The sequence below is a fragment of the Phytohabitans aurantiacus genome, from assembly GCF_027923225.1.
GTDB lineage: Bacteria > Actinomycetota > Actinomycetes > Mycobacteriales > Micromonosporaceae > Phytohabitans > Phytohabitans aurantiacus.
This window is the reverse complement of the sequence record NZ_BSDI01000007.1, coordinates 570393-587180: the sequence shown is the minus strand read 5'-3', so window position 1 is coordinate 587180 and position 16788 is coordinate 570393. Positions and strand designations below refer to the sequence as shown.

The window sequence follows — 16788 nt, the reverse complement described above, 5'->3', positions numbered from 1 at the left end:
TCACGGCCGCGCCGGCGGAGGCGTCAGCCCTTGCCCTTGCGCCGCTTCCACCAGTTGCGGGCACCCGCCCAGGCCACGCCGGCGAGGATCAGCGTGCCGCTGAAGATGTCGGTGGCGTCCTGCCCCGGCTTCGAGGTGCCCTTCATGAAGTTGGTGACGTTCTGGGTGGCACTGGAGGTGAGCTTTTCCCGCTCGACCCGGTAACCCTCCATCGTCTTGAACTCGATGTTGTTGTTGGTCGCATGAGTGTCCTCGGCGCTGCGGCCGCCGCGCTTCGGCGGTTTGGGCCCGCCCTTCGGGCAGGTGCACCGGTCCGGATCGCCGCCGGGATTGCCGCCGGGACCGTGGATCGGGCACGACGAGCTGTTGTGGACGAGTACGGGCGTGTTTCCGGCCACCACGTAGTACGTGTGCAGGCCCTCGACGGTGAGGTTGTGCACGCGCTGCGGCTTGCTGTACGCGTGGACGGAGGAGACCTGGACATGCGTGCCGGCGGACGTGCGCAGCATCGCGCCGACCGCCAGGTCGCCCGCGTCGACCCACTGCGCGAGGTCCGCGGCCCAGAACGGGTGCCCGTCGGTGGCGGTCACAGTGGACACCCGCCCGTCGCCGGCGTCCAGCGTGACGTCCACGAGGTCCTTGTAACCCTCGCCGACGATCAGGCGGGTCACCTTCCGCGCGGCGGTGCGGCCGGTCTTCGGGTTGGTCGCCAGTACGACGTCGCCGAGTCTCACCTCCCCGATGGGTTTGGTGGACCCGTCGGCGAGTACCACGCGGGTGTCCGCGGTGAAACTGTTACCCAGGCAGCTCGTGACGGCGGCCGCCGTGGTGGCCGCGGCGTCGGCCTTCTCCAGCGCGTTGTCGACCTTCGCGACGTTCTCCTCGAACCGCTTCATGCGTTCGGTCCAGTCGGCGAAGTCGTCCTCGTACTTGCGCATCGCGTCGGCGAACTCGTCGGCTCGCTTGAGGACACCCTTGGCCCAGTCCAGCTTCTTGCCGAACTCCTGGATCGCGTTGATGCCGCGTTCGACCGCGTTCCAGATCTTCTTGAGCTTGAATATCTTTCCCCAGGGGACGATGTTGACCAGTACCGAGAAGCATGAGCCGAGGCTCAGGTTGCCGATGCAGTCGCGGATGTCGTCGTAGCCGATGAGCTCCTTGACGATGTCGCCGGCGGCCTCGAAGAACACCTGGGCCTTCGACTTCTTCTGGGTCTTCTTGGCGTCCTCGACGTCTCGGGTGTCGGGTCCGGTCGGCTTCTTCGGTGGCGGCGGCGCGCCGGGCGACTGCTTCGGGCAGGGCCGGGGGTCCAGCGAGCAGTCCCACGCCGCCGGATTCTGGCGGTACATCTCGTACGCGCAGGACAGGTCCGAGTTGCACAGGCCGGTAGGGTCGCTGAAGGTGACCGGATTGTTGCTGGCGTAGGCGTACCCGTGCATCTGTTGCGGGGTTGCCTTGTCCATCAACGGGTCGAGGGACAGGAAGCGGCCGGTGACCGGGTCGTACTCGCGGGCGCCGAGGTGCGTGAGCCCGGTGGTCGGGTCCTTGGTGCCGCCGACGAAACCCTTGTCACCGACCCACGGGACGGTGGAGCGCTCCTCACCGAAGGGCAGGAACCGCCGGCGGGTGACCGCGAGACTGTTCGGGTCGACCGAGAGTTGCGCGGTGCCGTTGTGGTCGCCGGTGAGCCAGCGCAGCGTGCCACCGGCGCGGACCGCGATGGTCTGGCCGGCGAACCCGTAGTACCGGGTGGCCTGCACCGAACCTGACTTGAGGGTCAGCTCCATCGGGCCCAGGTACAGGGTGGTGGACGCCGGCTCGCGCCGGATCATCCGGTTGCCGTCGGCGTCGTACAGGAACGACGTGGTGCCCGCACCCTCGGCGGTCACCGAGGAGAGGCGCCCCTCCGGGTCCCACGCGAGCGTCTGGCTGGTGCCACCGATCTTCCGGGTGACGGTGTTGCCCGCCGCGTCGTACCGGTACTCGTCGAGCCTGGCACCGGATCCGCCGCTGCGCGTCATGGAGCTGAGCGTGTGCGGCCGGGCGTCGCCGGCGCCGGGTGTCGTGTACTGGCTGGTGGTGTCGGTGCCGCCGGCGGTGGTGGCGTGCCGGACCTCGCTGGTGCGGTTGCCGGCCTTGTCGTAGGCGTAGGTGTGCCAGTACGCCTGGGTGCCGCCCACGGTGGTGGACGAGGGCCCGGCGGCGCAGCTGGTGTCCGCTGTGGACGTCGTGGTCCAGGCGTCCTTGAGCCGGCGCAGGTGGTCGTACGCGAAGCACTGCACGTCGGCGGTGGCGTGCTCGGGCACGTCGGCGATCCGCGTGATGTTGCCGGCCGCGTCGTACCCGTACTTCACGCGCGCCTGCGTCTGCCCGGAAGCCTCCCGCTGCGTGATCGACTCGGTGAGGCGCCGAGTGCCGTCCTCGTACCGGTAGGTCTGCCAGAGGCGAGGGCCACCGGTCGACAGGGCGAGCTGCTCGACCTCGGAGAACTTCGTGTAGACGGTGGACTCGACGTACCCGGTGAGCCCGGTCAGCGTCGTGGGCATGCCGAGGTCGTTGTAACCGTAGGTGATGGTCTCCTCGGCGAGCCCGCCGGCGGCCGGCATCGTCACCGTGGCCGGCGAGCCGTCGGGGTTGTAGGTGTAGGAGAACAGGTACGTCTTGCCGAGCGCCCCTTCGCTGGCCGGGATCGTCACCTTGCTGGCCGTCGGCTGGTAGTCCGATGTGTACCCGGTGACCTCGGTCGTGTAGGCGTTGTCACCCTCCCACCGGGCGGCCCAGCTCAGCTCGCCCTTGGCCACGGTGTCGTACTTGTACTCGACGCGCTTGCGGCCGGTGAGCGAGCCCTCGTGCACGGCGGTGGTGCGCCCGAGCGCGTCGTACGCGTACGCGAGCGTGGCACCGCGCGAGTCCGTTGTGGACTTCAGCTGGCCGGCGTCGTCGTACGCCGCTGTGCTGGGCCCCCGATCGGGGTCCTCGACCCGCACCGCCCGCCCGCGCAGGTCGTGCTCGTACCGCCAGGTGTTGCCGGCGGGGTCGGTGACGGCGGCCAGCGCACCGCGCTTGTCGTAGGTGTAGCGGGTGGCGTCGTACGCGCCGGTCGGCTTGCCGCTGGCGTACTCGCGCAGTTCGACGGTGCGGCTCTTGGCGTCGGAGATGGTGGTGGTGGCCACACCGCCGGCCGGGGGAGTGACGTGCACCCGGTCGCCCTCGTAGGAGGTGGTGGTGCGCCTGCGCTCCGCGCCGAACGTGTAGAGCACCTCGGCGGTCAGGCGTCCAGCACCGTCGAAATAGGACCGCGTCTGTCCGGGGACGTCCGCGTCGTTGGTCGGCGCGACGAGCGTGGTGTCCGGCGGGAACTGGTTGTAGTAGGCGCCGTTGCGCTTCCACGGCTCGCCGCGGGTGTTGTAGAAGACGTCCGCGAGGATGCGACCGCCGCCGGGCGAGGGCACCTGTGTCTGGCGCAGCCGCAGGGAGCCGTCGTAGATGGAGTGGCTGGTGGTGTAGAGGCCCTTGGCGTTGATCGCCTTCGTGGTGACCACCGTCGGGGCGTTGTTGCGCACCAGGTACGAGTATTCGGCGGTCGGTGTCAGGGACGTGGCCCGTCCCGGGTGCCACACCTTGCGCTGCCGCCCGAGCGGGTCGTACTCGAACGTCGCCACCTGGCTGTTGGAGTCGATGGTGCGGGTGGGCAGGCCGCTCGGGTTGACCTCGACGATGCTGACGTGGCCGAGCGGGTTGGTGGTGGCCACCTTGGTCAGCGGGCCGCCGGTGCGCGGCGTGAACTCGATGGTCGTCTTGTTGCCGTCGGCGTCGTACGTCTCGGTGGCTCGGCCGTACTCGTCGTGTACGACGCGGTTCACGGTGGCGTACCGGGTGCCGGTGGCGGTCTGCTCGGCCAGCTCCTCGACCTTCGTCGGGTTGCCAGCGCCGGGCACGGCCCCGAGCGTGCTGCTGCCGTCGTAGTACGTGCGGGCCTGGGAGAGCAGGTCGTCGGGGAGCGACACGGGCTGACCGCACGCCTTGGTGACGGTCTTCACCTCGCTGGCAAGGTTGAGCAGCCAGCGTCCCGTGTCCCGGGCGTACTGGAACGTCGAGCACTGGTCGTCGTCCGCTGTGGACATGTCGCCGAGGTCGTTGACGCTGGTGACGATGCCGTGGCCGTCGAACGACTTCTCGACCCGCTGCCGCCGCCAGCCGCCCGACACCTGGGCGTAGGTGTTGACGGCACCGGTGTCGAGCATGGTGGCGTGGTGGGTGCCCCACGGCCGCACCCGGGTCGCGGTGGGCGCGCTCATCCAAGGGTCGTTGATGGTGCGGGACAGCGCCGCGCCGCCGTCGCTGGCGTACCCGATGCTCTCCCGCACGACGCCGGCGAGCCGGTCGTGGTCCTCGACCCGGCCGCCCTGCGAGTCGGTGACCCAGACGTCCCGGCGGGTGCCGTTCGCGAGCTTGTCGTCGTCCATGCCGCGGAAGTACAGGGCCTCGCTGAGGACCCGGTTGTCCGGTGCCCAACCGGCCCGGGTGCGCACCCGCGAGTACCCGCGCCACTGGCCCCAGGACTTCTGCTCGGCGTTGACGAGCCCGTCCTCGTCGTCGTAGTGCCACGCGGGATCGCCCACGTACTCGTACGAGGTGACCGCGTCGGGCGCGCCGGTCACGTAGTCGCGCTGGGTCACCTGGGTGACGACGTACTTGTGGAACCAGTCGAGCATCTCCGGCACGCCCTCGGACGCCCACCGCACCGGCTGGCAGCGCCGGGTGTTGGTGTCCGGTGACGCCGGCATCGGCCCGTCGCGCTCGCAGTCGCGTGCCGAGTAGGTGACCGCGATCCCGGCGCCGGTCTCGTTGTGGATGGCCGCGATCCGTTGCCGGTACAGGGGATCCAGGCCCTCGATGCCGTCCACGCGGTTCGACAGGCCGATCGGGTCGAAGTTGATCTCCGGCATGCTGAGCGTGCCGCCCGCGTGACCGGTGTGCACGATGGACTCCAGCCACAGCGCGGCCGACGAGCTGTCACCCGGGTCGGGGAACGTGTGGTTGAGCGTCCACGAGTCCAGGTCGGTGTGGGCGCTGCCGTTCCAGGTCTGTGTGGCGATGCGGGCCAGACGCTTGATGGTCCAGAACGTCGGGGAGGTGCGGTCGGGGCAGGTGGTGCCGTCGCAGCGCTTGTCCCACGGCACGTCCGGCCAGCGTGCCGGCACGGCCGGGTCGCACACGGTGCCGGGTATGCACCGGTCGGCGAGCGTGAACAGCACCCGAGCCGGTGCCGGCGCGTAGGCGGCGCCCGCGCGCAGGCCGTACTCGACGCGGATCAGGTGACCGGCGCGCACGTATGGGGTGGCCGCCTCGTTGAGGTTGCGCCCGTAGTGGTTCTGCTGGGTGTCGTAGTAGTACGTCACCACGTTGCCGGACGGGTCGACGGCGTAGTCCAGGTTCCAGCGGTACGCCTGCTGGCACCACGACGCCGCGAACGTGGCCTTGTGGCACGGCTCGCCCGCGTGGTTGCCGTACACCGGCACCGTCCACGTCGACTTCGTCTCCGGCTGGCCCGAAACCCAGCCCGGCAACTGGTTCAGCCCGAAGAAGAACTGGGCGCCGTTGGTGGTCGTCACCTTCCAGTGCTCGCCGTTGTCGTCGCCGTTGGGCGCACCCGGCAGCAGCTCGATCCGCGAGCCGTCGTCGTTCTTCGGCCGCCACACGCCGGTGGCGTCGTCCTTGATGAGCTCGCTGCCGGAGCCGAACAGCGACATGGTGGCGTTCTCGGTGCCCCAGCACTGGTCGCCGGTCTTCGGGTTGTTCGCGCCCGGCACGTCGTCCACGCAGGACTTGTAACGGCGTTCGATGTATCCGGAGGCCAGGTCGAAGCCCTCGCCGACCCAGGACGGCTGGTTGTTCGTCGAGGCGGTGCGCCCGTCGACGCCGCCGGAGGAGTAGCCGAGCCCGAGCGATGGCGTGGTGCCGCCCACCGCCGGCGGCAGGCGCAGCGGATACGACCAGGAGAAGTCGCCGGACGAGCCGCCGGCGCTCCACGTCGCCGATGGCGAGAGCGTGGTGGCGGCGAAGCTTCCGTTCGGGCCCGAGGGGCTGGCGAGTGCCGCGACGAGCGTGCTGCCGCTGGCGGCGCTGCGGGCGAGAGCGCCCTTGGGGGCGCCGGGCAGGTCGACCTCCGCGCTCAGCCGGCCGGTACGCGCGTCGTTGCGGGTCTTCAACGGCTTTGGCGCGCACGCGGGGGCCTGCGGCGTCGTCAGCGCGCACTCCGGGAGTACCGCCAGGTGCAGCCGGGAGGCCCAGTCACCGCCGTACGCGTGCCGGAAGCCCGCGTAGTCCAGGTCGACGGCCACCTTCCCACCGGCCATGCCGCCGTCGGCGCGGGCGAGGCGCATCAGCGTACCGTCCACCTTGGCCTTGACGGCGGTGGCGCGGTCGTACACCTGCACGCGCACCCTGCCGGGCGTGGAGCGTGCCGCGCGGGCTGTGGCGAGCCGCACGGCCTTGGTGGCGGCGGCTCCGGGCGCGACCTCCACAGTGGCCGGTGCCGGCCAGGTGACCGCGGGCGTGCCGGTGATGACCTCGGTGGTGTCGGCCGGCCGGCTGCTGCCGGTGTGCGCCTTCACCGCGACGGGCTTCTCCGCCCTGACACCGTCCGGCCGGTATGCCCGGTCCGCGGGTTCGGCCGATGCCGGTCCCGCGTTGAGGAGTCCCGCCGCCATCACCGCGCAGAGAAGCTGTATGCCAAGACGTCTGCCGCTCACCGCGTCCCCCTAGCAACCCTCGAGCCCGCTGGCGCGGGCGTCGGTACGGTAGACACGGCCGCTGCCTATCCGAGCCGTGATTGCGTATTCACGCTGCGGTAACACGCAGAAAATGGGGACAGGAACGGCAAAGGGCCCGAGTGCCGGTTGCCCCGCCGGATCGCCTGCTCATAGCGTCCGCGCGCTGGCTGGATGCGGTGTGCACTCCGGCGGCGCGCACCTTGGGGGTACCCGATGAAGCTACGCGCGGCGTTGGCCATCGCGCTCGTCGTGGCCGGTCTCGGCGGGCCAGACACGAAAAGCCAGCCGGACTTGAAGAAAGAGCCGGCTGCCCTCCTCGACGAGCCCGCCGCGGCCGCCAAGGCCCGCGCCGAGCGGCGTGCCGTCGAGGTGTCCACATTGACCACCGAGACCCGCCAGGTGCGCGCGAACCCCAACGGCACCTTCACGATGGAGCAGCACGCCGTGCCGGTGCGGATCCGACGTGGCGGCGGGTGGGTGCCGGTCGACACCACGCTGCGCCGCGCCCCGAACGGCACGGTGGCGCCTATCGCGTCGCCGCTGGCGGTCACGTTCTCCGCCGGGGGAGAGGGCACGCCGCTGCTCACCCTGCGACAGGGCGGTGCCTCGCTGGCGCTGACCTGGCCCGGCCGGCTGCCCGAGCCGGTGCTCGACGGCCACACGGCCACGTACCCCGACGTGCTGCCCGGCGTCGACCTCCAGGTCAAGGCGGAAGCCGACAGCGTGTACCACGCGCTGGTCGTGAAGAACCGGGAGGCCGGCGCCAACCCGGCACTGCACACCGTCTCCTTTGGACTGACCGGCACCGGGGTCACGTTCGCCACCGACAAGGGCGGCGTCACCCGCGCCACCGACGCGAGCGGCAAGGTGCTGTTCACCGGCGGCTCCCCCTACATGTGGGACTCTCACCCGGAGGGCGGACCGGGGCGTAAGCGCGTCGCGGTGCCGATGACCATCGCCAAGGAAAAGCTGACACTCAAGCCGGACCGCGGGCTGCTCGCCGCGAAGGACACCCGGTACCCGGTCTACATCGATCCACCGTGGACCGGCGGCAACCTCGCCTGGACGATGATCGAGGGCAACCACTGGCCCGGCCAGTCCTACTGGGCGTACGGGCGCGACGAGGGTGCCAAGTCCGGCCACGTCTACGACTCGTACCTCGGCAAGTACGTCAAGTACCGGGCCATGTTCCGCGTCGACACGCACGCGCTGTACGGCAAGAACGTCACCAAGGCGACCTTCCAGATCTGGGAGACCCGGGCCTCCTCCTGTGACACCAGTGGCGACCGCGGCGCCGTCGAGCTGCGCGTGATCCCGCCCTTCGACGCCGGCACCACGTGGAGCAACTCGCACACCTGGTTCGACGGCGGCTACACCGACCGGCGCAACTGGGCCAAGGGCTACAACTCCAACTGCCCGGCCGGCGCCATCGAGTTCAACGCGCTCTCCGCCGCGCAGTCGGCCGCGGCCGGCGGCTGGCCCAACACCCACTTCGGCATCAAGGCTGGAAACGAGGGCGACACCACCTACTCGTGGAAGCGGTTCGACCCCAACCCGGTGCTCATCACCGAGTACAACAGCTACCCGAACCCGGCCTACAACCTGGCGACCGAGCCGAACATGCCGTGCGTGCGCGGCGCCGGCCGGCCCGTCATCAACACCCGCACGCCCACGCTGCGCGCCAACCTGTCGGACCCGGACGGCACCAACGTGTTCGGCCGCTTCGAGTGGTGGGCGCAGAACGGCGCCGGCCCGATCATCCACCACCAGACCGGCTGGGGCCCGAACGGTACGCAGGCGTCGGTGAAGACCTGGGACATCAAGGCGGACGGCGGGTACAAGTGGCGGGTACTCGCCGACGACGGCACGAACACCGGGCCGTGGAGCGAGTACTGCGAGTTCGAAGTGGACACCGTGCCACCGGCGATCGCACCGGTGATCACCGGCGCGGGCCTGCCCGGCGAGGCGGACTGCTGCGTGCCGGTGGGCACCAAGGTGGACGTGACGTTCGAACCCAACGGTGAGCCCGGTGTCGCCGGGTACTACTGGGGCTGGGACGCCAACACCACCAACTACGTGAAGGCCGACGCGGCCGGCAAGGCGACCGTGCCCATCACCGTGTGGCAGGACGGGCCCGCCGAGAGCAACCGCCTCTTCGTGCGTAGCGTCGACCGGGCCGGCAACCGGTACCCGGGCACGCCCACGTCGCGTTCCTTCGGCACCAGCCGCTCCACCGTCACGCCCAAGAAGGTGCGCGGCGACGTCGACGGCGACGGGCGCGCCGACGCGGTCAGCGTGGAGGATCTCGGGTACGGCGAGACCGGCTTCTCCATCAGCCAGGCGCGAGCCAACGGTGTGTTCTACCGTTCGTCGCTGACCCACCGCACCGGGCAGAACAGCGCCTGGGCCGTCAACAAGATCCGATCCGCCCGCGGCGACTTCAACGGCGACGGGCTCGACGACATCGCGGTGCTGCGCAACGAAGGGAACGCGCGGGGGACACTGTGGATATTCCCGTCCTACGGCACCGGGTACTGCACCATCAACACCCCGCGCTGGGACAGCGGCGAGTGGAACTGGGACGTGGCACGGAGCCTGAGCCTGCACGGCGCCGACGTCAACGGCGACGGCAAAGACGACCTGACCGCCATCTACGACTACGGCGGCGCGAAGTACAACATCTTCACGTGGTTCTCGAACACGACCGGCGCCGGCACGGGCATTCCCGCGCCGCACTGCCAGGCGGTGACCCGCAACGGCACGACGGTCTCCGACCCCGGCAAAATCACCATGGCCGGCGCCCAGCTCACCCACGACCACCCGGCGGGCTGGGCGGACGCCAACAAGATCAAGATGGTGATGGGTGACTTCAACGGCGACAACAAGGACGACGTCGCCCACTTCTACGACTACGGCGACTGCCAGACCCGGATGTGGGTCGCCATGTCGGACGGCAGCCGCATCGGCGACTTCGCGGAGCGCTTCGACAGCGGCAAGTGGAACTGGTGCTCGCACGCCGGAGACTTCGTCAGCGGCGACTTCACCGGTGACGGCAAGGACGACGTGGCCAACCTGCACATGTACGCCGGTGGCGAGTACCGGCTGTGGGTGTTCCCGTCGACCGGCCCGTCGTTCGGCGGGCCGCAGATGTGGTGGTACAAGGCGGGTGGCTGGGCCGACCTCGGACGGATGCGACTGTTCGGGGCGGACACCAACCTGGACGGTCGCGCCGACGTGTACCACTTCTACGACGCGCCGGACGCGGGCGCTCAGATGCGCGTGCACCAGTCGGTCGGCACCACGTTCGTCGAGGCGGGCGCCGGATCGGTACGCGTCACCGACCTGACCACGCTCGCCGACGGCGCCACCGTGTGGGCCACCGACAGCCGGGTCGTGTACAAGATGGCCGGTGGCGCCCCGCTGCCGCTCGGCCCGTGCTCGCTGGGACTGTGCGGCGCGCCCACCGCCACGTACCAGTCCTCTGTCGACGCCGCGCCGAAGGCGCCGCGTCACGGCACGCTGCTCAGGGCCCGCGAGTACGCCAACGAGACCCTGTACGAGGTGGTGGACGGGCAGATCGACCACCGCGGCCAGTGCCCCGGCACCGATGGGTGCGACCGGGCGATCGACGTGCACCAGGCGTCGGTGGAGCCGCTGGCCACCCCGGTCAGCAACCGAGGGCCGGCGTACGGGCAGCTGACCCGGTTCGTCAACGGTGCCGGCGAGCACCTCACCACCAACGGGACGGTGTGGTCCGGGTACCGGCCGCAGCAGCCGCTCGGGCACCTTCCGATGGCCTTCGAGACGGGGACGACGGCGCTGTACCAGTGCATCGACGGCTCCGACGTGTTCAGCTCGACGGCGGCCGACTGCGAGGGCAAGACGAAGATGACCACGCTCGGCTGGATCTACAAGGAACCACCGGCCGGGCAGGTGACCGCTCCGCTGTACCGGTGCGAGGAGGCGTCCGGCGAGCGCTTCGACTCCCTCGACGCGGCCTGCGAGGGCAAGACGGTGGAACTGCTGCTCGGCCACGTGCAGCCGTACGCCGGCCTGACCTGGTACCAGAAGGCTTACGGGAACTGGGAGAGCTGGACCACGACGCTGTCGCCGCCGTCCGAGTACCGTCCACAGTGGCCGCTCGGTCAGGTGTCGCTCGTCGAGCAGCCCGGCACCGTGCCCCTGTACTCCTGCCTCGACGGCACCGACGAGTTCAACTCGCTGGACGCCGCCTGCGAAGGCAAGCAGCGGGTGGCCCGGCTCGGGTGGATCTGGCAGGCCCAACCCGAGGGCCTCGTCACGGTGGCCGTCTACCGGTGCCGGTACACCTCCAGTGGTGACCGGTACACAGGTCACCACTGCGACGGACAGGAAGCTATCGACGGCGGTCCGGTCGGATATCTGCTGTCCCGTGCCCCGCTGGCCCGCACCATTCGCGGCATGGACCACCGCGGCAGCAGCGGAGCGTTGCCGTCCGGTTACCGGATGGAGGGCGTGTTCGGATACCTGTCGTTCACCAACGAGCCGAACACGCGCATCCTCATGAGCTGCCAGCTGAACTGGGACGAGTTCCTGTCGCTCGACCCGAACTGCGAGGGCCAGAAGGTGCTCCGGCCGCTCGGCTGGATCTGGACGCAGCCGCCGGCGGGCGTGCCGTCGCGGGCGATCTACCGCTGCCTGATCCTCAGCTCAGGCGAGCACTTCCCGTCGGTGATGAACGACTGCGAGGGCGAGGGGATCCGCAACGAGGGGCTTCAGGGGTACGTCCGCACCCGCCTGTGAGGGCGATGAGAGGTCCGTGAAAGGAATCTGTAAGCGGTCTCTGCGATCCTCGGGTCAGCTTCGGCGCTTGGGGGTGCAGTGGCGGTCATGATGCGGGCTCCGGCGGCTGTCTCGCTGGTCAGGTACGGGTTTTCGGTCGAGGCGGACCGGGTGTACCGCGGTCTGTTGCGGCGCGGACGGGGGCGCGTCGCGGCGGTCGCGGCTGACCTGGGCATGCCGGTCGCGCAGGTCGGCGAGGCGCTGGCGGAGCTGGCCTACCGGGGGGCGGTCGCGCCGCCGGACGCCGGCCAGCCCGGCTGGCGGGCTGAGCCGCCGGACAGGCTGCTTGCCCTGCTGAATGACCGCGAGGGGCAGCACCCCGCCCGGCGCCCGGCACCGCCGGGCGCCGGGGCGCCGAGGTTCACGCCGCGGGAGCGGGCCCTGATCTCGTTCCTGACGGCCGGGCACTCCGACGCCGGCGCGGCGCGCGGGCTCGGCGTGAGCCCGCGCACCGTCTCGTCGATGTTGCGGGTCCTGATGGACCGGTTGGGTGTGGGCAACCGGTTCCAGCTGGGCGTGGCGGTGGGCCGCCTGACCGGCGGCCCACCCACCCACTCCTAGCGGATCGCGGTCAGGTCCAGCACCATCATCGTCTTGTCATCCGGCAGCCAGATCTGCACCGGCGGCTCGGAGTCCGAGTTGATCACTGCGTTCACGACAGTTATCCGGCCCGCGGGCTTGGGCGTCGTGTACCGCGCGGCGCGTCCGGTCGTCCGGTCCCAGATCATCCCCCCACGCCAGTCCGGCAGGCCGAGTGTGCCGACCGCCAGCCGGCCACCCATCCGTTGCTCCAGGCTGCCGCCGTATCCCAGCTCGGTGTACCCGGTGCCGTCGAGGTTCTGGAGCACGACCCCGCCGGACCCGTCGCCGGAGCACCACGTTGGCCCGCACCGCAGGAACTGGACCTTGTCGTTCGCGGACCACCGCCGTCGCTCGCCCGTGACCACGTTGAGCATTTCACCGCTGGTCTTCGGGTAGAGCCCGGTGGCGATCCGCTGCGAGGTGACCCAGGGCTCGACCTGCGCCAGCGTGAAGCCCTTGGTGCCGGGGACGTCGCGCACCCCGCCGCCATCCAGCGATACCGTTCGGATCACGCTGGAGATGCCGCCGGGCGCGCTCGGGTCGGAGAGCTGCTTCTCCCAGGCGATGCCGTTGCCCGCGACCATGAAACGGGGTCCCACGCCCTCGGCCATGGACACCAGCCGGACCGGCGTGCCGCCTCGCAGCGGCGCCGTCCACGCCTCGCTCACCCCCTTGTTGTTCCGGAAGCCGCTGACGAACCACACGGCACGGTCGCCGATCGCCCGGGCCATACGCGTTCCGGGCCTGGCGAGCCCGTCGAACGGCGCGGCGGTGGCCAGTGCGGTCACGGTGCCGGCCCGCTGGTCATACACCGACGGCGCCACCGTGTCCTCCCCCGTCAGCACCAGGTACCTGCCGTCGCCGAGCACCTGCGCGACGGTGTACGCGGAGCCGTCCGGCAGCGTCGCCGGCAGCCGGTGCACGGCGCGCGGCCACACCTTTTCCGGGCTGGCCAGGTTGGCGAAGTCCGGGATCCGGTCCGGCGACGCCACCGAGCCGACCCGATGGTCCACAGTGGGCACGGCCAGCCGTACGGTTGCCACCGACCCAGCCGCGGCGACCGCCACCGCACAGGCCGCCGCCACGACCGCGTGCCTGTTCCGGCGGCGCCGCTGCCGGCCGCGCACCGCCTCCACCGGGTCGTACCCGGGCACCGGTGCCGCCTCGGCAGCGTCGGTGAGGACACTGGCCAGCCGGTCCTCCAGATGCGTACTCATGATTGCCTCCCGATCGCGTGCTCCGTGCGGCCTGACCAGCTCGCACGCAGTTTGTCCAGTCCACGGGAGGCTTGGCTGCGCACCGTGCCGCGCGAGATGCCCAGCAGGGTGGCGATCTCGTCGTCGGTGCGGTTCTCGTAGTACCGCAGCACCAGCACCGCCCGCTGCCGTCTCGGCAGCGTGGCCAGCGCTCGCCACAGCCCGGTGTCGCCCTCGACCGCCGTGAACGCGCCGTCGGCGTACCCGAACTCCGGCACCTCACCGACCAACCGTTCCCGGCGTCGTCGCCGCCACCAGCTGATGTGCAGCCGGGCCATGGTCGTGCGGACGTACCGCTCCGGATCGTCCCGCCGTTGCACGCGCGTCCACGCCGAGCCCAGCCGGGCCAGCGCCTCCTGCGCGAGATCGGCCGCGTCGTGCGGGTTGCCGCTCAGCACGTATCCGTACCGCACCAGCGCCGCCCAACGCGCCCGGACGAAGTCCTCAAAGCGCCCGTCCGCCCCGTTCATGGCCACCTCCACGAACACTGGACGCGCCGGTGCGGCGAACTGTTGCACGCCGTCAGTCGACGGGACGCAAAACCAGCGGCAGGGGTTCGGAGTCGAGCTGGGCGGCCAGCGCCATCGCGCTGTCACGGGTGAACGAGCCGCTGATCTGGGTGCTGCCGGTGAGCACGTCGAGCACTTCGGGTGCGGAGATCACGGCATCGTCGAGCACGATCGCGATCTGGTTGTTGCCCTGGCCGGCGGTGAACGCCTCCCTGGTCAGGTCGGTCCACCGCTGCTGGCCGGGTCCGGTGAAGTTGATCATAATGATCCACTCGCCGGTGGACTTGTCGAGGGTCGCCTCGGCGCCGTCGATGTCTTCGGCGCTGACCTTGGCGACGTCCAGCAGGTGCTTCGTCGGCTGCTCGGCGAGGGCGCACGCGACGAGCTGGTCGGTGGCGGCGGTCGAGCCGGCCGGCCGGGCGGCCAGCTGGGGACAGGTGACGGTCGGCACCGCGTACTGCATGGCCGGCGGGAGGGCCGCCACCTGCGCCGGCGTCAGGCTGGCGAAGGGCGCGAGCGCCGCCGTGGTCGCCGGATCGAGCGTGCCGGGCGCCGCGATCCCTTGGGCGATCTGGTACGCGCTGCCGAGTCGCGCGGCAACCTCCTCGCGACTGGGCACCGGGCCGGTGTCCGGCCGCACCGCCGGCGCGCCGCCCGTCGACTGGTCGGGCACCGTGCCGAGCACCCGGCGCACGCGCAGGTCACCGGTGCCGGCCAGGGACCGCAGCACATCTTCCTTGCCCGTGCCGTCGACCGTGAGCACCAGCCGGCGGTCGCCGTCGATCTCCACCGACCGCCGGTCGAACTCGGCCGCCTCGATCCGGTCGGCCAGCACGTCGCGGGTGCGCTCGAGCGCGTCCCGGTCGGGTGCGCCGCCTCCGGCGGTCACCGCCTCGACGGTGAGCGTGGTGTTACCCGGATCACCCAGGTCGAAGATCCGGTCGCGGAACACGAACCCCACGATGCCGCACGTCACCACCGTGACCAGGACGGCCGCGCCCAACGCGCCGAGCACGATCAGGAGGTTGCGACTGTTGGCCGAGGGCGGCGGCTGCTGCGGGGATGGCGGCGGTTGCGGCAATTCGGACACGCGCCGAGTCTAGGCACCGGTGTCCACCGCTAGTGTTGATCTCCATGAGGTTCGCCGTCAGCTACAGCACGCCCCTCCACGGAGTCGACCCCGACCGCATGGTCGAGTTCGCCCGGCACGCGGAGGAATGCGGCTTCGAAGCGCTGTACATGCCCGAGCACATCGCGCTGTACCCGGGCGCGACCATCGGCGGTTGGGAGATGCCGCCGACGCTGCCGTACGGCGACCCGCTCGACTGCCTCGCCTTCGTGGCGGCCGCCACCAACCGCATCCTGCTCGGCACCGGCGTGCTCCTGCTGCCGTACCACCACCCGGTGATCCTCGCCAAGCGCCTCGCCACCATCGACGTACTGTCCAAGGGCCGGATGCGGCTGCTCACCGTCGGGGTCGGCGCGCTGCCCGGCGAGGCGCGGGCCGCCGGGGTCGACTTCACCACCCGCGGCCGCCGCACTGACGAGGCGATCGACGTGTTGCGCCTGATCTGGGCCGGCGACGAGGAAGGCGTCAGCTTCCACGGCGAGTTCTTCGACTTCGAGCGGCTGGTCAGCTTCCCCAAGCCGTACCAGGCCAGCACCCTGCCGATCCACATTGGAGGATCGAGCCGGGCGGCGGCGCGCCGGGCCGGGCGCCGCGGTGACGGGTACTTCCCCGGTGGGATGCCCCCGCACGAGTACGCGATCCAGCGCGACCTGGCCCGCACGACCGCCGCCGAGGCCGGTCGTGACCCGGACGCGTTGGAGCACACGCGATTCGGGTCGGCGGAGATGACGAAGGACCGCGTCGAGGCGTACGCCGCCCAGGGCGTCACCCGGATAGTGGTGAACGCCGGCTCGACCGACGACCTGTCCGAGTTCGCCGAGCGGCTATCGCTTTCGTAGCGCGAAGACTCCCCAGCCGAGCAGCGACCGCCGGTACCGGACGTGGCGCAGCGGATCGGCGACCAGCTCGGCGCGTACCTCGCCGGCCAGCTCGTCGTCGGGGTTCGCGTCCAGCCAGGTGCGCATGTTGAACCACTGCGCGGCGGCGTACCGGTCCCAGCTGTCTTCGTCGGCGAGCACCATCTCGACCAGGTGGTACCCCATCCCGTGCACCTGCTCGACGAGGCCGGCCAGCGACGAGAAGTCGTCCCGCGAGGTGGCGTGGCACGCCTCGACGGCCTCCTGGCTGGGCGGTTCGGCCCGCCAGTAGGGCTCGCCGATGAGGATCGTGCCGCCCGGGCGCACGCTGCGTTCGAGCAGCGCCACCGTGCCGGCGACGCCGCCGCCGATCCAGGTCGCCCCGATGCAGGCGGCGACGTCGACCGGTTGCTCGGACACGTACGAGCCGGCGTCGCCGTGGACGAAGGTGACCCGGTCGGCGACGCCGAGCTCAGCCGCGCGGTCGCGGGCCGCGGCCAGGAACACCGTGCTGATGTCGACGCCCGTGCCGGTGGTGCCGTGGTCGCGGGCCCAGGTGCACAGCAGCTCGCCCTTGCCGCAGGCGAGATCGAGCAGCGCGGCGCCGGGCCGCAGCCCGATCGCGGCACCCAGGGTGGCCAGCTTCTCCGGCGTGAACGGGTTGAGTACCCGGTGAGTGCTCTCCCGGATCGTGAAGATTCGTGGCAGGTCCAAGACGGCGACGTTACGAGCGGCCGCGCCCGCCAGCAAGCGATTTTCCGGTCCTGTTCCATGACACACGTTCCATGACACACGTCATATCGTTCCGATCGTCTATCTGACATATGGTCTGTTTGACAACACATTTTCGGAGGTGTT

General features: G+C 70.7%; 8 protein-coding genes. 3 read left to right on the top strand and 5 right to left on the bottom strand.

The genetic code is table 11. The annotated features are described in order from the left end of the window. Positions 1-23 precede the first annotated feature (23 nt). On the bottom strand, positions 24-6755 hold the full coding sequence (locus tag QMG73_RS10240; protein WP_281894011.1) for a polymorphic toxin-type HINT domain-containing protein: 6732 nt from the start codon (positions 6753-6755) through the stop codon (positions 24-26). A 234-nt stretch (positions 6756-6989) separates the two neighbouring features. Between QMG73_RS10240 and QMG73_RS10235 the strand changes: the two genes are divergently transcribed. Together QMG73_RS10235 and QMG73_RS10230 are read left to right on the top strand one after the other, a co-directional pair. Beyond that, positions 6990-11558 carry a DNRLRE domain-containing protein gene (locus tag QMG73_RS10235; protein ID WP_281894010.1) on the top strand — a complete coding sequence of 1523 codons (4569 nt, stop codon included), beginning with the start codon at positions 6990-6992 and terminating at the stop codon, positions 11556-11558. 87 nt (positions 11559-11645) lie between these two features. After that, a complete protein-coding gene (locus QMG73_RS10230; RefSeq protein WP_281894009.1) occupies positions 11646-12158 on the top strand; it encodes a helix-turn-helix transcriptional regulator in 513 nt (170 codons plus the stop codon). Here the strand turns inward: QMG73_RS10230 and QMG73_RS10225 are convergent. The 3 genes from QMG73_RS10225 to QMG73_RS10215 are packed head-to-tail and all read right to left on the bottom strand — an operon-like array spanning position 12155 to position 15034. Further along, positions 12155-13396 (bottom strand): hypothetical protein, encoded by a 1242-nt coding sequence (locus tag QMG73_RS10225; protein WP_281894008.1) that lies wholly within the window; start codon positions 13394-13396, stop codon positions 12155-12157. The genes QMG73_RS10230 and QMG73_RS10225 overlap by 4 nt on opposite strands. Beyond that, the gene (locus tag QMG73_RS10220) at positions 13393-13953 is read right to left on the bottom strand and encodes a SigE family RNA polymerase sigma factor (protein WP_281894007.1); all 561 of its coding nucleotides are present in this window, start codon (positions 13951-13953) and stop codon (positions 13393-13395) included. The genes QMG73_RS10225 and QMG73_RS10220 overlap by 4 nt, the downstream gene beginning before the upstream one ends. A gap of 4 nt (positions 13954-13957) precedes the next feature. After that, a complete protein-coding gene (locus tag QMG73_RS10215; RefSeq protein ID WP_281894006.1) occupies positions 13958-15034 on the bottom strand; it encodes a SecDF P1 head subdomain-containing protein in 1077 nt (358 codons plus the stop codon). Positions 15035-15078: 44 nt separating this feature from the next. On the opposite strand from QMG73_RS10215, the gene QMG73_RS10210 reads away from it, so the two are divergent. Next, on the top strand, positions 15079-15912 hold the full coding sequence (locus QMG73_RS10210) for an LLM class F420-dependent oxidoreductase (RefSeq protein ID WP_281894005.1): 834 nt from the start codon (positions 15079-15081) through the stop codon (positions 15910-15912). On the opposite strand, the gene QMG73_RS10205 is transcribed toward QMG73_RS10210, so the two are convergent. Next, complete coding sequence (locus QMG73_RS10205; protein ID WP_281894004.1) at positions 15898-16644, bottom strand: SAM-dependent methyltransferase; 747 nt, start codon at positions 16642-16644, stop codon at positions 15898-15900. The genes QMG73_RS10210 and QMG73_RS10205 overlap by 15 nt on opposite strands. Positions 16645-16788 lie beyond the last annotated feature (144 nt).